Raw genomic sequence first — 16,026 nt, forward strand, 5'->3', positions numbered from 1 at the left:
GGTTTTTTAGTGCCCAAAGCCCAACCCCAAGAAAGGCCCCTGCCCCATGGATATCACTATTCCCACCCAGACGCTCGCCGGAGAAACGCCTCCTGCGCACCAGCTTGAAGCGAGCTTCGATATCGTCGCCCGTCAGGACAAGACCGAAACCGATGTCATGGCTCTGCGCAGCGATGTCGACGACGTGAAAGCGCGGGTCGACCGGATTGGCCGCGCTGCCACTCGCCCGCCGCTCGAAGGCGCGCCGGACAGCGCTGAAGTCAAAGGTTTCGTCGATGGCTACTTGCGCAACGGACGCGAAACCGAGATCAAGTCGATCAGCGGAGCAGTCCCGGCCGATGGCGGCTATGCGGTCCCGCGCGAGATCGACGCGATGATCGCGCGCGAGCTGGCCGAAATCAGCCCGATCCGCTCGATCGCGCAGGTCGTGCAAACCGGCACTGCCGGTTATCGCAAGCTCATCGCCACCGGCGGCACCGCGTCTGGCTGGGTATCCGAAACTGCGGGTCGCCCTGAAACAGATACGCCCAGCTTCGCCGAAATCGCCCCGCCGACGGGTGAGCTCTATGCCAATCCGGCGGCATCGCAGGCCATGCTCGACGATGCCGCGTTCGACCTCGAAAGCTGGCTCGCGAGCGAGATCGCGATGGAGTTCGCCCGCGCTGAAGGTGCGGCGTTTGTTGGCGGTAGCGGATTCGACCAGCCGGAAGGCTTCCTCTCGGCACCCGTCTCGACGCTCGATGATGGCGCACGTGCATTCGGCTCGCTGCAATATGTCGGATCGGGTGATGCGGTAGGCTTCGGACCCGATCCCGATGCCAAGCTGATCGACCTCGTCCACACGATGAAGGCCGGGCACCGCCAAGGCGCAAGCTTCGTGATGAACTCGGCAACACTCGCTGAAGTGCGCAAGCTCAAGACCGCGGATGGTGCATTCCTGTGGCAGCCCGGCCTCGTCGAAGGTCAGCCCGATCGCCTACTTGGCTATCCGGTGATCGAGGCCGAGGACATGCCCGATATTGCCGCGGACGCGTTCCCAATCGCTTTCGGCAATTTCCGCCACGGCTACCTAATTGCCGAACGCTCGGCGACGCAGATCCTGCGCGATCCGTTCACCAATAAGCCGTTCGTCCACTTCTACGCGACCAAGCGTGTGGGCGGACAAGTGCTCGATAGCGCGGCGATCAAGCTGCTGCGCATCGAAGCGTAGTTTGTCTGGCCTCAGGCTCGGTTTCTCCGGCGCCTGAGTAGCCAGACACCCCTCGCGCCCGCGTTGTCGCCGCTGCCGGCTCGTCCCCTGGCTGGCAGGCCCTCCCCCGGCAGGCAGCGCGGGCGCACCCTTTTTCTCTAGCTAACGGGAGACCGCCATGAAGCGGGCTATCGTCGTGCCTGCCCCGATGCCGGTGGCGGCCCGAGAAGAACTCAAGCGCTGGCTATCGATTTCCAGCGACAATGAAGACGCGCTGATGGAAACGCTGCTGCGATCGAGCTTCGACCTGTGCGAAGCTTTCACCTGGGCGATGCCACTGGAGCAGACTTGCGAAGAGCATGTTCCGGCGAGCACCAGCTGGCAGGCGCTCAGTGCGCGGCCGGTGATCTCTGCAACGTTGCTGGTGGCGATCCCCAACCAAGGTTCAGCGCAGGTGCTCGCGTCCGACGACTACGAGCTTGATATCGATGCCGACCAGATCGGGCGCGTGCGCATGATCACGCAAGGCTCGGCGCGGCGGCTCCAGGTGCAATATGTCGCGGGCCTCGCGAGCAACTGGGACGCGGTACCTGATGGCATTCGCCAAGGCATCATCCGGCTCGCGGCGCATCACTATCGCGAGCGCGATGGCGCGGGCGCGACGCCGCCCGCATCAGTCGCAGCCTTGTGGCGACCCTGGCGACGACTGCGGCTGGTATGATTGAAGCACGTGCCAAGTCGAGTGGCCTGACCGCGCGGCTTACCGATAAGGCCGAACAGATTGCCCGCGCGGTGACGCAAAACCGCATCCGCCGATTGGCATCTGATCCCTCCCGCTGGCGCACCCCTTCGCTCCTTTGGCCGTTGTTCACGAAAGACTAACCCATGGAAATTGCCTTGCGCGCGGCGCTGGTCGGCTGGCTTGGCCAGGATCCAGCGCTCAGCCCACTCAACGCAATCGCGGAAGAAAGCCAGGTGCGCGCCAGCCCACCGTGGCTCGGCATCGCTGCCAGCGCGAGCCGCGATTTCAGCCACAAGACCGGTTCAGGCCGTGAGGTGCGCGTCGCGCTCGAACTGCAAAGCCGCGGTGATGATATTGCAACCGACGGGGCCCTGGTTTCGGCGATCGACAAGCGCGTCGCCGCGCTGCCAGCCGCCCAATCGGGCTTCACGATTGCTTCTCTCACCTTCCTGCGCGGACGCGCCGAACGCCGCGAAGACAACCTGCGCGCGACGTTGCTCGAATACCGTTTCCGCCTGATCGAAAATCCAACGGAGTAATAACCCATGACAGCCCAGAAAGGCTCTGCCTTCCTCCTCAAGATCGGCGATGGCGGATCCCCGCCCGGATACGAAACCGTCGCTGGCCTTCGCACCACGCAGATGTCCATCAATGGCGACACCGTAGTCGTGACGAGCAAGGACTCGGGCGGCTGGCGCGACCTGCTTTCAGGTGCCGGAACGCGTTCGGTTTCGGTCAGCGCATCGGGCATCTTCCTCGGCTCGAACGCGGAAAGCGCAGTTCGCGCCCATGCATTGGCCGGGACAATCGATGACTACGAGCTCTCCTTTGAAGGCGGCGAGAAAATGCAGGGCAAGTTTCTTGTCCAGCGGCTCGACTACGCCGGCGATTTCAATGGGGAGCGCAATTACACGCTGCAGCTCGAAAGCTCCGGCGCAGTGGTGCCTGCTTGATGAGCTCGATGGTGAACAAATTGCGCGGCGAAGCAACGCTCGAAATCAACGGCACAAGTTATCTCCTGCGCCCGACTTTCGAGGCGCTGGTTCTGGCCGAGGAAGAACTCGGCCCGCTCTTTGCGCTGGTCGAGCGCGCGGGCGAAGGCCGCTTGAAGCTCTCTGAAATGGCGAGCCTGTTCTGGTTCTGCCTCGCCGAGCGCGAAAGCGTTTCACGCGAAGCCGTGGGACAGGCGGTTGCCGCACAGGGTCTGGCGCAATGCGCCAAGCCGCTGCGCACGCTGCTTGGCCAGATATTGCAGGGCAACGGATAGGGGCGGGTGAGCGACACCTTCGCCAACTCCGCCAGACGCCTCGCCGGAATTGCCGCAAGACTGCTCGGCTGGAGGCCGAACGATTTCTGGAATGCCACCCCGGCCGAACTGGCTCTGGCCCTCGACACCCCCGCTACCGAGGGCACCCCGCCCAGCCGTAGCGAAATCGAACAATTGATCGAAAGCGACCGCCATGGATGATGAAATCGACGAACTGCTGGTCGAAGTGCGCGCATCGACGCAAGGCTTCGCGGCAGACGTGCAGCAAATGCGCTCGTCGCTCGATGCCAATTTGATCGACGGCTTTGCCAAGGCTGGCAATGTACTCGAGCGCGGCCTGCTCTCCGCCATCCGGCGCGGCAGCCTTGGCTTCGAGGATTTGAAACGCGTGGCTTTCAACGCGATCGACCAGATCGCTAGCCAAGCGCTGCAATCGGGTCTGGGCGCGCTGTTCGGCCCGTCCGGCGGCGGAGGTCTCGGCAATATATTCGGCGGGCTGGTCGGATCGCTGTTTGGCCTGCCTGGGCGCGCGACGGGCGGACCGGTCTCCCCCTTGCGGCCCTACGTGGTCGGCGAACGCGGTCCGGAACTGTTTGTCCCCACCAGCGCAGGCCGGGTCGAATCGCATGACGCCATTCGCCAGCGCCCGGGCGATGTGCGCGTTGCAATCAACCTTGCCGCACCGCGAGGCACAGCAGCCCCGGTCGCACTGCAGCGTTCGGCCAAGCAGGTCGCATCTGCTGTTCGCAGATCGCTGAGTATCTAGGAAACGCACATGGCATTCTGGCTTTGCGACCAGCGCAAAGGGCAGGAGACCGACTGGCTCCAGCGCTTCGATCCGCGCTTCTGGACGGTCGATTTCCCGCGCCCGATGATGGCCTCGGCAATCGCGTCTTCTCCCGACGTGCTGCGGGTGGAGTGCGAGTTCCACAACGAGGGCGATCTGGCAGGCGTAATCTGGGACAGCGAAGATACGCTCGACCATCCGTTGCTCGCTTACGAGACCAAGCGCGATTATGCGCATACCGCGCTGACATTCCGCTACCGTTCGTCCGGCCTCGTTCCGCTCGACCAGCCGAACGGGCCGACACTGACGATCGAAGGCCGCGACGCAAGCGGCAATCCGAAGGCATGGTACGTGCGGCTTTGGAACTACGCTGTGGGCTCGCCCGAAGATGCCTGGATCACCATCAACTTCTCCGAGCTGGAAGGCGGCTATGTCCTCCCCGGCGACCCGGTCCACCCATCCGATATCGACCGCATGTTCATCTCGCTGGTCCCGCCCGGATATGTCGAAGGCGGGAGCGACCCGCTCCCCGCCCGGGCCAATGGCTGGGCCGAACTGCGCGCGCTCAAATGCGAAGGCCATCACGCGATGCTCAAGGTCGGCGATGTCATGCTGCCCGAGCACGGTGTGCAGATGGCGACTGCCTATGATGATGCCTACAACCAGACGCCCGAGCGGCTGCTGCGGAACATCCGCGGCCTTGGGTACCGGAACCGGATTGTCCATTACCTGGGCATGAGCCACTTCTTCCGGCTTGAGCAGGTGGGAAGCGATTTCCTGGTCGAGACCGATGGCACATTGTGCGAACCCGCGCGCGCCTGGCACGCGCACTATTTCTACCGCTGCCGCGAGCAAGGCTTCGAACCGATAGCCTCGCTGTCCTACGAACTCTTCGCCGCGCATTGCCCCGCCGAGTGGCAGCAAGTCGCTTATGATGGCGAACCGGCGCGGACCGGGTGGGTACCTCCCTCCGCCCTGCTGTCTCCCGCGAATGCGCAGGCGATGGGCTGGCTGCATTCGGTCGCCGCCAATTTCGTTGCCCTGATGCGCGAGGCCGCATTGCCGGTGCTGTTCCAGATCGGCGAGCCATGGTGGTGGGTGACGCCCGCAGGTCGCAAGATTTGCCTCTATGACAATGCAGCCCAGGCTGCTCTGGGCGGCAATCCGGTCACAATCCCGGATATGACCGCGCCGCTGTCACAAGACCAGAAGGACCTCCTTGATGCGGCGGGCGCGCTGCTCGCGCAATCGACAGCCGACCTAACCCAAGCCATCCGCACCGCGGCGATCGGGGCCAATTCCGAAGTCCTCCTGCTCAGCTTCACGCCGACAATCCTCGCCGAAGATATGCCCGAGCTGAAGCGTGCCAACCTGCCGCTGGGCTGGGCATACCCGGCCTTCGACCGGTTGCAGCTGGAAGATTACGATTGGCTCACTGACGGTGCCGAGGGCCTGCGCCGCGCAGCATATGCCGAAGTCGATTCCCGGCTCGGTTACCCGCTTGCGCAACAGGATTATTTCGCCGGTTTCGTGCTGCAGCCCGAAGATGCCGAGAGCTACTGGCCTCGCATCGATAGCGCGCTCGACGAAGCCGCAGCCCGTGGCATTTCGCAAGTGTTCGTCTGGGCGCTGCCGCAGGTCGCGCGCGATGGATACACCCGCCTCCCCTCGATCAAGGATGACGACATGCAGGCCTTCGACGAAGTGCCCTATCCGCTCGCACTGGGCCGCGATACGGGCGTCAGCCCCGAATTCTCGACTTCGGTGGCAGTCACAGCGTCCGGTCACGAGCGGCGCAATTCGCTGTGGTCCGATGCACGGCTACGCTTCGATGTCGGCCCCGGAGTGCGCTCCGAAGACGAGCTACGTACCTTGATCGCATTCTTCCGCGCCCGGCGCGGTGCAGCGCGCGGCTTCCTGCTCACCGATCCGTGGGACTTCAGTTCGAACGAAATGACGAACTCGCCGACCATGCTCGACCAGAATATCGGCACAGGCGACGGGCTCACCGCCACGTTCCAACTGGTGAAAAACTACGGCGATGGCAGCGAGCCGCAGGTCCGCGCTATTACTCGCCCGCGCGCCGGATCGGTGCTGCTAAGCGTAGATGGTATTCTCGCCAATGACTGGTCACTGGGCGAAAAGGGCGTCATCACTTTCGGCACTGCTCCCGCCGATGGCGCCGTCGTGCGCGCCGGCTTTCTGTTCGATGTCCCGGTGCGCTTCGCCGAAGACCGGCTCGATATCAGCGCAATCGACTTTACCGCTGGCGAAGCACCTTCCGTGCCGCTCGTCGAAATCCGCGAGGCCGTATGAGCAGAGTCTTCTTTGCTACCGAGCTCGAAGGCGTCGCCACATTCTGGCGCATCTATCGCCGCGATGGCGTGACGCTCGGTTTCACCAGTCACGACCGCGATCTCTATTTCGATGGCACCGTGCACCGCGCGGCGCCCGGCATGTTGCCGTCGTCGATAAGGAAGACCGCAGGCTTCTCCGGCGATTCTGCGGAAATGCAGGGTGCGCTGACCCATGCGAGTCTTTCTCCCGACGATCTGGCCGCAGGCAGGTTTGATAGCGCACTGGTAGAGGTCGGCGCGGTCGACTGGGAAACGCTTGAGCGCGAGATCCTGTTTGGCGGATCGATCGGTGCCGTAGAAGAGGAAGGTACGCGCTTTTCCGCCGAGCTCGCCTCGGCCAAGGCGATTTTCGGGATTGATCCGATTGCGCGCACAAGCCCAACCTGCCGAGCCGATTTTTGCGGGCCTGGCTGCACGCTGCCTGCGGCAATGGTCACACAAGAGGCGGCGATCATCGGTTCCGATCCCGCCAACAAGAAGGTCGATTTCGGCCTGCCGAACTTCGCGGATTTCCAGTTCGGCGAGATTCGCTGGTTAGGCGGACCCTTGGCCGGACGGATCTCGCGGATTATGGCGGCCGATCCGGCGGGCCTCGTGATCGAGCAGGATTTCTCTGGCCAGATACCGACCGGCACGAGAGCGCTGATACGCCAAGGTTGCGATCACCTACTTTCGACCTGCAACTCACGTTTTAGCAACGCGATCAATTTCCAGGGCGAACCGTATCTGCCCGGAAATGACTTGCTGGCACAATATCCCAACCCGCAATGAGCGAATTGGGAGAGCGCGTAGCGTCGGAAGCTAAAGCGTTGGTCGGCACCCCCTTCCGCCTGCAGGGACGCGACCCTGCAACGGGAATCGATTGTATCGGATTGGTTGCCTTGGCTTTGCAACGCGCACGCGGATCGCAGGTTGTCCCAACGCCGCAAGACTATCGACTGCGCAATCGCTCCGTCGACCATCTTCTGCGATTTGCGGATCGTGTGGGATTACAATCCGCGAATGGGCCGGTTCGCTGCGGTGATATCATTCATTCCTCGCCGGGTCCTGCGCAAAACCATTTGCTGATTGCAGCAGGCCCGGAATCCTTCGTCCACGCCCACGCGGGACTTCGCCGTGTCGTTCAGAGCACCGGAACGCTCGCCGACCCGGTCCTGCACCATTGGCGCCTGACCTAATTTCGAAAGAGAGAATGCCATGGCAACTTTGCTGCTCACTGCTGTTGGTACTGCTTTCGGCGGCCCCATCGGAGGTGCGATCGGCGCGATCGCCGGGCAACAAATCGATTCGCGCGTTCTCGGCAGTCGCGGGCGTGAAGGTCCCAGACTGAAGGAACTTTCAGTCACGACCTCAAGTTATGGCCAGCCCATCGCCCGGCACTACGGTTCAATGCGCGCCGCCGGCACCGTTATTTGGTCCACCAACCTCAAAGAGCAACGCGAGACCAGTGGCGGCGGCAAGGGCAAACCCAAGACCACCTCCTACAGCTATTCGGTCTCCTTCGCCGTTGCGCTTTCCTCCAACCCCATCGATTCAATCGGACGCATCTGGGCCGATGGCAATCTCCTGCGCGGCGCCGCCGGCGATCTCAAGACCGGCGGCAAGCTCCGAATCTACAAGGGATGGGGTGACCAGCCGCTCGATCCCCTCTTGTATTCTGCAGAGGGCGGTTCTTGTCCGGCATTCCGCAATACCGCCTACGTTGTATTCGAGGATCTGCAACTGGGCGATTTCGGCAATCGCATCCCCGCGCTCAGCTTCGAAGTACTTTCAGGAGCCGGAAATGAGGTCGTCTCTGAAATGCTCGGCGGCATAGATAAAGCCATTCCGGAGCAATCCGGAATCGACACGTCGATCGGCGGCTTTTCGTGGGAGGGCGGCACACTCGGGCAGACGCTGGAGATCATCGATAGTATTTACCCGATATCTGCAAGCACGCAGGGTGCGAATATTGCGATTGGCAATGAAGCAGAGCTTGGCCAACAGACCCCGGCAGTCCTTACCTCCGCTGCATCTGCCTGGGAAGCTGGCGATTTCGGCGAGTTCGAAGGATATCGCAAAAGGCGCGATGCGGGTGACCGGCTACGGCCCGATATCCTGCGCTACTATGATCCCGGACGCGACTACCAACCCGGTACGCAAAGGGCGATCGGGCGCGCTGCCAATGCTCAGCCGCGAGCGATCGAATTCCCAGGGACCCTCACCTCGGGCATCGCGCGTGGCTTGATAGACAAAGCCGCAACCGACGCGCTTCAGCGCAGGGAGTTGCTGTCCTGGCGGGCGGTCGAACTCGATCCTGCGGTTCGACCGGGTAGTGTCGTTACCGCACCGGGATTTTCGGGTGCATGGCGCGTGGAAGGATGGGAATGGCGCGAAGGCGGTATTGAGCTCGAACTTGTACGCTTGGGTGGGGCAGCAGACTTGGTCTCAGTTACCGATCCCGGGCGCTCCTGGAGTTCGCCGGACCTCGCAGTTACACCAACTATATTGAGGGCATTCGAGCTCCCCTTCGAGACGACCGGGCAGCTCGACGTCCCGATTGCCTTTGCCGCGACCATGTCAGAAGGTGCCGGCTGGCCCGGTGCTTCCATATTCGCCGAGATCGCCGGCGAACTCATCTCCACCGACAGGTCTAGCCGTACGCATGCAACAGGCGGGATACTCACCGCGCCCCTCGCAGCATCCTCTTCAGTCCGCTCGGACCTTCTGGGCCGGATCGATGTCGAGTTCTACTACGGAGACACCGAATTGCAGTCCGCTTCGCTCAATGGGCTCGCATTCGGCGCCAATCGGCTCCTCGTCGGGAGTGAAATCATCCAATTTGCTCAAGCCGAAAAGATCGATGAAACGAATTGGCGGCTGAGCGGATTGCTGCGTGGTCGCGGCGGCACCGAAAGCCCCGCCGCTTTGGGCCACGCGTTAGGCGCATCGGTTACTTTGCTGGATGACCGCTTGTTAGCGCTCGAAAACGGGTCGGTCACCGGTGCCGACCAATTGGCAGCGATAGGGCCCGCGGACTTTGTGCCAGCCTATGCGCCGATCGAGAATGTCGGACTGACTCGCAAGCCACCGACCCCCGTACATCCCCGGCAAGACCTGACAATCGAAGGCTCGGTTTGCTTTACATGGACTCGAAGAGCACGCGGCGCCTGGGTCTGGATTGACGAGGTGGATGTCCCGCTGGTCGAACAGTCCGAAAGCTACCGGGTAGGGCTCGGACCAGCTGCTGCACCGTTCATGCGGTGGGAAACCTCCGAACCCATCCTTGAAATAGATGCGGCCCAGTGGGCGGTTCTCCAAACAGACTACCTCGGCGAGCAGGTTTGGGTGCGCCAGATCGGCAGCCACGCCCAGTCAGATCCACTGCTGCTCGGCAGCATATCCTAAGTCCAAATTCTTTCAGCCCCAAGAAACGAGAGATTTCTTCATGGTCACCCCTGTCAGCTTCACGAACACGACCCCGCGCTACAAGCTTCCCAACCTCTTTTCCGGCCAAGCGCAAAAAGACTTCTATATCAATGAGGCACACGCCTTGTCCGACGCGCTGCTACACGCGGCAGTGGAGGGAGAGAGCAACACACCCCCTGTCTCGCCTCTTGAGGGTGAAACATGGTTGATCGGCCCCGCCCCGACCGGTGAATGGGATGCAAGTGCATCTTCCATTGCCTCTTGGCAGGCTGGACAATGGCTTATTGTCGAGCCACGACCTGGAATGCGGCTACAAGACCTTTCAAGTGGCGGGATGTTGTATTTTGACGGTGCCTGGCAACGACCCGCCGCACCTGCGGCTCCGAGCGGCGGCAATTCAATCGACAATGAGGCACGCGATGCTATCGTAAACCTTATCGAAACACTTCGCGATGCAGGGATTTTTTCGTGAGATTGACCGGAACCATGTCTGTCTGCTTGCGTTTCAACCGCACAGGAGGGTCGTAATCCTTAAATGAATTGCCCAATAGGAGGGTAAAAGAGACATTCTTGCAACAGTTGCGGACGAGTGTCCGCTTGCCTCAGAAATGAGGAAGAGATAAAAACCTGCCACTCGGTGGCTAAATTACGCTAATTAAGGGGAATAAAATAATGCGGAAACTGGTCCTAGGAATGGCAATGGCCTCAACGGCCCTTGCAACGCCTGCCCTCGCCCGCGACGATCAATGGTACGTCGAACTCGATGGCGGTGTCATGCTAGTCGAAGACCTCGATCTCGAACTTGAGACCGCTGACAATGTGCAGAGCCTGGATTTTGACAAGGGCTATGACTTCGGCGGTATCGTTGGCTACGACTTCGGCGGCTTCCGTCTTGAAGCCGAAGCAAGCTATCGCAAAGCCGATGTCGATGAAGCCACTCTCGACAATTATGTCGCACCGCTCGGTATTCCGGCTGGTACTTACACTGCACGCGGGAGCGCTGATTCGCTCAGTTTTATGCTCAATGGTCTGCTCGACTTCGGGCCTGATGATGGATTGCAGGGCTTTGTCGGCGGTGGTGTGGGCGTCGCTCGAACCTCAATGGATTTCGAGGTATGGGAACGCGCCCCAGCAATCGTTGATGATTCCGACAGCGGTTTCGCCTGGCAGCTCCTCGCTGGCGTTCGCGCTCCGCTGACTGACAACATCGACGCCGGCCTGAAGTATCGATTCTACAACGCACCGAGCGTTGGGGTGGTTGATGCTGTTGGCGGCGAGCACGAAGCAGACTTCCGTTCGCACTCGCTGCTCGGAACGTTCACCTTCAACTTCGGTGGTGATGAGCCGGCTCCGCCGCCTCCTCCGCCGCCGCCGCCTCCGCCGCCGCCGCCTCCGCCCCCACCGCCTCCGCCGCCGCCTCCGGCTCCGGTGTGCAACACGGGCCCGTACATCGTCTTCTTTAACTGGGACGAGTCGGACATCACTCCGGAAGCAGCGACGATCCTCGACAACGCCGTTTCGGCTTACGCTGATTGCGGTATGGCTTCGGTCATGCTCGCAGGTCACACTGACCGTTCGGGTACTGTGTCCTACAACATGGGTCTGGCTGAGCGTCGTAACTCATCGGTGCGTGATTATCTCGCGGGCCGCGGTGTTCCAGACGGTCGCATTTCGAGCGAAGCCTTCGGTGAATCGGAGCCGCGCGTTCCGACTGCTGACGGTGTCCGCGAACTGCAGAACCGCCGCGTTGAGATCACTTACGGTCCGGGTTCGGGCATGTAAGTCTCGCTCAGGCGAACAAACAAAAGAGAGGGGCCGGAGAAATCCGGCCCCTTTTTTGTTGCGCGGAACCGATAGTCATTGTGTAACCCATATCCGAAAGGATCCAACATGCCACGATCGATAACCTTTGCCGCGATTGCTTCACTAACCGCTCTTGTGGGTTGTACTTCCGAACCGCAGGAGGTCTCTGAAGGAGAGCCGCTCATCCAGCCCTTGGCCACTGCGGAACTGGCCGATGCGGAAGGCAAAGTGCTTGGTTCAGCCGTGCTGTCGGGTGACGGATCCGGCTTGATGGTCGCGGTAGAGGTCGAAGGCATTGCGCAGGGGCCGCACGGATTCCATCTCCACACCGCCGGCGACTGCAGCGCGACTGATTTCACATCGGCCGGCGGACACCTCAATCCGCTGGGCAAGAGCCACGGCAGCGAAAATCCCGATGGGAAGCACCTTGGCGACCTCCCCAACCTGGATATCGGCCCAGATGGGTCGGGTAATGCCACGGTGGAACTTCAAGGCGAACTCGAGGACCTACTTGGGTATCTCTTTGACGATGACGGTACTGCGGTTGTCATCCACGAAGGACCGGACGATTACGTGAGCGACCCCGCTGGTGCAGCCGGATCTCGCATTGCTTGTGGTGCCCTGACCCGGAGCTAGTCCCAGACCTACTTGTCGATGACTTCGCCAGCAGCCTTGGCGCGCTCTACAACGCTTGCTGCCGACGCAGGCACCAGCTTGAGCGCGGCGATCAACATGACGAGCCCGAAGGGTGCAGCGACCAAAGTCGCCAGCATTCCGATCGAGAGATCATCGCCATTGGTTGCCGAGACATAGCCAGCAAGGAACGGACCTATTCCCAAGCCGATCAACGTGGTCGAGAGAAAGAACGTAGCCGTCGCCAGCCCCCGCATGCGCGGCAGCACCAGTGCCTGGCTTGTCGCAGCAGCTGCGCCGAGCGCGGATGCGGAAACCATCTGCGTGAAGAAGCTGGCGATATAGAAGATGACCACATTGTCGGTCGTATAGGCCACGATTGTAGGCGGCACAGTTCCCACCAGTCCGAACAGGATCACCCAGACCCTACCATCGGGACGGCGCTCGAGCAGGTAGTCCGCCATCCGCCCTCCCAGGATCACCCCCAGAAATCCCGCAACCGCGGAAGGCGCGCCGAGGAACCATCCCAGATCGCTCTTGTCGACACCCATCGTGCGCTCGGCATAGGGCGCACCCCAGTAAGACGCCGCATAGGCCATGAAGGCGACCGTCCCATAACCGAGAATGACCGTCAGGAATGCCGGCGAACCCCACGTGAGATGGAACGTCGGCAAGTCGCGTGCGCGCAGGCCCATCGCCCAACTGAAAACCGCATAGTAGCCGACCCCCAGGAAGAGCCACTGATCGGAATAGCCCGATACGATCGAAGAGGTGGCGGGAAAATTCTGCGACAACACCCATCCCAGAACGGCAAAGAATACCGCGCCTGCGATGTTGTAGAGTAGCGCCATCGTGCCGCGCTTGGCCGCTCCGATCAGCGTGAAGGGGGGAATGACTTGCAGCAGCTCATCGAAAAAGCCTGACCATGGTGCCGGATCTTCAGGTGTCGGCATTCCGTCGATCGCGCCGCGAACGGGCTCCCGCAAAGACAGAACCCAGATTGCCAGCAACAGGCCCGGAATGCCCACTGCGAGAAACGCAGCTTGCCAACCGACCAGACCCAGCGGTCCGCCTCCAGGGTAAGTCGCGTTCCAGTTTTCGACGACGAGCGCACCGATCAGGAGCGAGATACCGCCGCCGATGTAGAGCCCGGACGAGTAGATCGCGAGCGCCGTGGCACGCAGCCTTGCGGGAAACCAGTCCGAGATCAGCGAATAGGCAGAAGGACTTGCAGTCGCTTCGCCCACCCCCACCCCGACACGGGCGATGGTGAGCGTTGCGGCGTTCTTGGCAAATCCCGAAAGCGCGGTCATGGTCGACCACAGCGCAAGACCAATGGCCATCAGCCTGATGCGCTTCCAGCTATCGGCAAGCTTGCCGAGCGGAATTCCGAACAAGGCATAAAAGACCGCGAATGCGGTACCGTAAAGAAAACCCAGGTAGTCGTCCGAAACGCCAAGATCAGCCTTGATATCGTTGGCCAGGATCGAAAGGATCTGCCGGTCGATAAAGTTCAGCATGTAGACCACGACCAGCACGCCCAGGGCATACCAGCTGTATGTCGGCACCTTCTGGCTCGCTGCTTCGCTCGCCGATACCTTGGCTTCCTCGCTCAAACCTCTTCCCCGATTACTCCGGCTTTGGTGCCGCATAAGGGGTGGTATCGACTAACCCAGCTTCGTGAAAGCCATTTCTCCTGAGGCGGCAACTATCGCAAAGCCCGCATGCCAATCCATCGGCTTGGGGATCGTAGCACGACCAACTCCACGAGGGATCGAGGCCAAGACGCGCTGATTCGCTGGCAATCTCTGCCTTGGTCATCATCTGCAAAGGGGCATGGATTGTGAAAGGCTGGCCCTCGACCCCTGCTTTGGTGGCCAGCCGCGCGGTCTCAGCGAAACTCGAAATGAACTCGGGTCGGCAATCGGGGTAGCCCGAATAGTCGAGTGCATTAACGCCAATGAAGATGTCGCTCGCGCCAGCCGCTTCGGCGCAGGCGGTCGTCAGAGCCAGAAACACGAGATTCCGGGCGGGGACGTAGGTTACTGGAATATCGCCTGCCAGTCCGGACTTCGGCACCGGGATATCGTCGGTCAAGGCTGACCCGCCGAAAGCGCGGAGGTCGAGCGGCAACATGATATGACGAACGGCGCCAAGCCGCTGGGCGATGTCATTCGCCGCCTCAAGTTCCCGCCGATGGCGCTGCCCGTAATTGATCGTCAGCGCGAGCACGTCGAACCCTTGCTCGCGCGCCAATGCTGCAGTGACCATCGAATCGAGTCCGCCCGAAAGCAGCACGACCGCAACTGGTTTGGTTGTTCCGGGATCTCCGACCATTTCGGGAGCGCTAACCGCTTCGCGATAAGTCCGCAATGGACCAGGGGCTAGGCTGCCTTAGCCGCAAGTCCCGATGTAGCGCGCTTCAGCGGTGAAATGGAATGGCAGATCGTTGGCAACTCCGTGGCTTTCGAGCTGTACGAGTGTGGCAGTTTCCTTTCGCACACTGGTGCGGCCATAACCTTTGCCTCGGCAGACATATTGAACCGCCATTTCATCCTGTTCCGATTCTACCGAGCTGCGTCGGCAAGTCTGCCCTTGATGGCGCAGCTGGATCAGCTCCCGGCCCGTTCGCACACAGATCCGCTCATTCGCCGTTCCGTCTCGGTGGCGAACTTCCCACTCACCCTTCTTGAGACTTCCAAGCAGGTCGGCGCCCGGCGCTTGCGCACCTGCGGGCACGACAGCAAGTGAGGCCATGCAGGCAAGCGCCATTGTCCCAATTTTCCCAATTGAGCCAAAAGCTTGATGCCGCGAAAGCGCCTTTCGGAGCTTCACCAGAGGGACTGCAAATCTTTCCACGTTCGCTCTTATGCCATAACCAAGCTGAACAATTACAGCATGATTGGAAAATTCTTCGAGCAGAAGGCACAATCGACTGTAATTACACCGTTTTCGCCACGCATCTCGGCGCGCTCTGCTTCCGGAAACTGGGACAGAACCTGCTCATAGTGCTCGATCGAGCAACGGCAGCCCTTCTCAAGCTGCGCACCCGGCTGGATACGTATCTCATCTTCCTCGTGAAAGAGCCGCCAGATCAACGCATCCATAGAGAGTGCCGGATCCAGCAATTCCTCGTGGCGAATGCTTGCAGCGAGGATCGCCACATGTTCCCATTCTGGATGGTCCATCCGGGCGTGCAGCCGCTCGCGCCCTTCTTCGCCATCGGGAAGGTGCTGAGCCAGCAAACCTGCCGCCGAGCATCCCATTTCATTCGACGTGACCGCAACTCGCACCAGCGTGGGAACCTGCTCCGACTGAGCGAAATAACTCTCGCACGCTTCCGCCAGGGATTCGCCCTCAAGCGGTACAATACCCTGGTAACGGTTTGCTTCTGACCCGACATCGAAGGTTATCGCGAGGTAGCCCTTGCCGAACAATGTCGAAAGCGACGGGTTTGCTCCAAGTTCGGCGAGCGCATCCCCGTCAAAATCGACATAGCCGCGCAGCTCTCCGCCGCGATAATCCACCACCAGCAGGCGTACGACGCCTTGCTCAGTCTGGGCCTGCATTGTCAGCTGCGATTTCTCGCCCTTGATCAGGCTCCCAAGCAAAGCAGCGAGCACCAGCGCCTCGGCCAGCAAATGCTTGATCGGCGCCGGATAGTCATGTGCGGCGAGAACTTCCCTGAGTGGTTCGCCAAGCCGAGCGGCGCGGCCCCGCGCATTTCGCGCAGGTAAGGTGAAGCCCAGCACCTGGTCGGCATAGATCTCGGTTTTGGCTTGCGGTGTCTGTTGTCTCATTGCGGCCAGTATATGGGGAGCAATGAGACCAGCGGAAGCC

General features: G+C 61.2%; 19 protein-coding genes. 15 read left to right on the forward strand and 4 right to left on the reverse strand.

Translation table 11 applies throughout. The annotated features are described in order from the left end of the window. Positions 1-46: 46 nt before the first annotated feature. The 15 genes from ACEWMW_RS03385 (at position 47) to ACEWMW_RS03455 (ending at position 12,189) form a co-directional block, all read left to right on the forward strand. Positions 47-1,210: a phage major capsid protein gene (locus ACEWMW_RS03385; RefSeq protein WP_409412479.1), complete on the forward strand. Its 1,164-nt coding sequence runs from the start codon at positions 47-49 to the stop codon at positions 1,208-1,210. Between the two features lie 157 nt (positions 1,211-1,367). Then, positions 1,368-1,910 (forward strand): head-tail connector protein, encoded by a 543-nt coding sequence (locus ACEWMW_RS03390; protein WP_409412480.1) that lies wholly within the window; start codon positions 1,368-1,370, stop codon positions 1,908-1,910. Next, positions 1,907-2,071, forward strand: coding sequence for a hypothetical protein (locus ACEWMW_RS03395; protein WP_409412481.1), 165 nt, complete (start codon positions 1,907-1,909; stop codon positions 2,069-2,071). The genes ACEWMW_RS03390 and ACEWMW_RS03395 overlap by 4 nt, the downstream gene beginning before the upstream one ends. Positions 2,072-2,074: 3 nt before the next feature. Continuing rightward, on the forward strand, positions 2,075-2,470 hold the full coding sequence (gp17, locus tag ACEWMW_RS03400; RefSeq protein ID WP_409412482.1) for a tail completion protein gp17: 396 nt from the start codon (positions 2,075-2,077) through the stop codon (positions 2,468-2,470). A 6-nt stretch (positions 2,471-2,476) separates the two neighbouring features. Next, on the forward strand, positions 2,477-2,884 hold the full coding sequence (locus ACEWMW_RS03405) for a phage major tail protein, TP901-1 family (protein WP_409412483.1): 408 nt from the start codon (positions 2,477-2,479) through the stop codon (positions 2,882-2,884). Then, entirely contained in the window at positions 2,884-3,198 is a 315-nt protein-coding gene (locus ACEWMW_RS03410; protein WP_409412484.1) for a gene transfer agent family protein, read from the forward strand. The genes ACEWMW_RS03405 and ACEWMW_RS03410 overlap by 1 nt, the downstream gene beginning before the upstream one ends. Before the next feature lie 6 nt (positions 3,199-3,204). After that, positions 3,205-3,399 (forward strand): phage tail assembly chaperone, encoded by a 195-nt coding sequence (locus tag ACEWMW_RS03415; RefSeq protein WP_409412485.1) that lies wholly within the window; start codon positions 3,205-3,207, stop codon positions 3,397-3,399. Continuing rightward, entirely contained in the window at positions 3,392-3,964 is a 573-nt protein-coding gene (locus ACEWMW_RS03420) for a tail tape measure protein (protein ID WP_409412486.1), read from the forward strand. The genes ACEWMW_RS03415 and ACEWMW_RS03420 overlap by 8 nt, the downstream gene beginning before the upstream one ends. 9 nt (positions 3,965-3,973) lie before the next feature. After that, on the forward strand, positions 3,974-6,301 hold the full coding sequence (locus ACEWMW_RS03425; RefSeq protein WP_409412487.1) for a DUF2460 domain-containing protein: 2,328 nt from the start codon (positions 3,974-3,976) through the stop codon (positions 6,299-6,301). Next, positions 6,298-7,113 (forward strand): DUF2163 domain-containing protein, encoded by an 816-nt coding sequence (locus ACEWMW_RS03430; RefSeq protein ID WP_409412488.1) that lies wholly within the window; start codon positions 6,298-6,300, stop codon positions 7,111-7,113. Before ACEWMW_RS03425 ends, ACEWMW_RS03430 begins: the two co-directional genes overlap by 4 nt. Continuing rightward, positions 7,110-7,520 (forward strand): NlpC/P60 family protein, encoded by a 411-nt coding sequence (locus ACEWMW_RS03435; protein WP_409412489.1) that lies wholly within the window; start codon positions 7,110-7,112, stop codon positions 7,518-7,520. The genes ACEWMW_RS03430 and ACEWMW_RS03435 overlap by 4 nt, the downstream gene beginning before the upstream one ends. Positions 7,521-7,539: 19 nt before the next feature. Beyond that, the gene (locus ACEWMW_RS03440) at positions 7,540-9,729 is read left to right on the forward strand and encodes a phage tail protein (protein ID WP_409412490.1); all 2,190 of its coding nucleotides are present in this window, start codon (positions 7,540-7,542) and stop codon (positions 9,727-9,729) included. A gap of 40 nt (positions 9,730-9,769) precedes the next feature. After that, entirely contained in the window at positions 9,770-10,222 is a 453-nt protein-coding gene (locus tag ACEWMW_RS03445; RefSeq protein WP_409412491.1) for a DUF2793 domain-containing protein, read from the forward strand. Between the two features lie 200 nt (positions 10,223-10,422). Next, positions 10,423-11,532, forward strand: coding sequence for an OmpA family protein (locus tag ACEWMW_RS03450; RefSeq protein WP_409412492.1), 1,110 nt, complete (start codon positions 10,423-10,425; stop codon positions 11,530-11,532). A gap of 108 nt (positions 11,533-11,640) precedes the next feature. Then, positions 11,641-12,189 carry a superoxide dismutase family protein gene (locus ACEWMW_RS03455; RefSeq protein WP_409412493.1) on the forward strand — a complete coding sequence of 183 codons (549 nt, stop codon included), beginning with the start codon at positions 11,641-11,643 and terminating at the stop codon, positions 12,187-12,189. Between the two features lie 8 nt (positions 12,190-12,197). Here ACEWMW_RS03455 and ACEWMW_RS03460 read toward each other — a convergent pair whose 3' ends face one another. From ACEWMW_RS03460 to hslO, 4 genes are all read right to left on the reverse strand, one after another. Continuing rightward, positions 12,198-13,838: a spinster family MFS transporter gene (locus tag ACEWMW_RS03460; protein ID WP_409412494.1), complete on the reverse strand. Its 1,641-nt coding sequence runs from the start codon at positions 13,836-13,838 to the stop codon at positions 12,198-12,200. Continuing rightward, the gene (gene queC, locus ACEWMW_RS03465; protein ID WP_409412495.1) at positions 13,816-14,523 is read right to left on the reverse strand and encodes a 7-cyano-7-deazaguanine synthase QueC; all 708 of its coding nucleotides are present in this window, start codon (positions 14,521-14,523) and stop codon (positions 13,816-13,818) included. The genes ACEWMW_RS03460 and queC overlap by 23 nt, the downstream gene beginning before the upstream one ends. A 57-nt stretch (positions 14,524-14,580) precedes the next feature. Next, complete coding sequence (locus tag ACEWMW_RS03470) at positions 14,581-14,943, reverse strand: DUF3617 family protein (protein ID WP_409412496.1); 363 nt, start codon at positions 14,941-14,943, stop codon at positions 14,581-14,583. Positions 14,944-15,077: 134 nt separating this feature from the next. Beyond that, complete coding sequence (hslO, locus tag ACEWMW_RS03475) at positions 15,078-15,986, reverse strand: Hsp33 family molecular chaperone HslO (protein WP_409412497.1); 909 nt, start codon at positions 15,984-15,986, stop codon at positions 15,078-15,080. Positions 15,987-16,026: the final 40 nt, after the last annotated feature.

Origin of the sequence: Litorerythrobacter xanthomarinus (genome assembly GCF_046254955.1) — a bacterium.
Taxonomy (GTDB): domain Bacteria; phylum Pseudomonadota; class Alphaproteobacteria; order Sphingomonadales; family Sphingomonadaceae; genus Qipengyuania_C.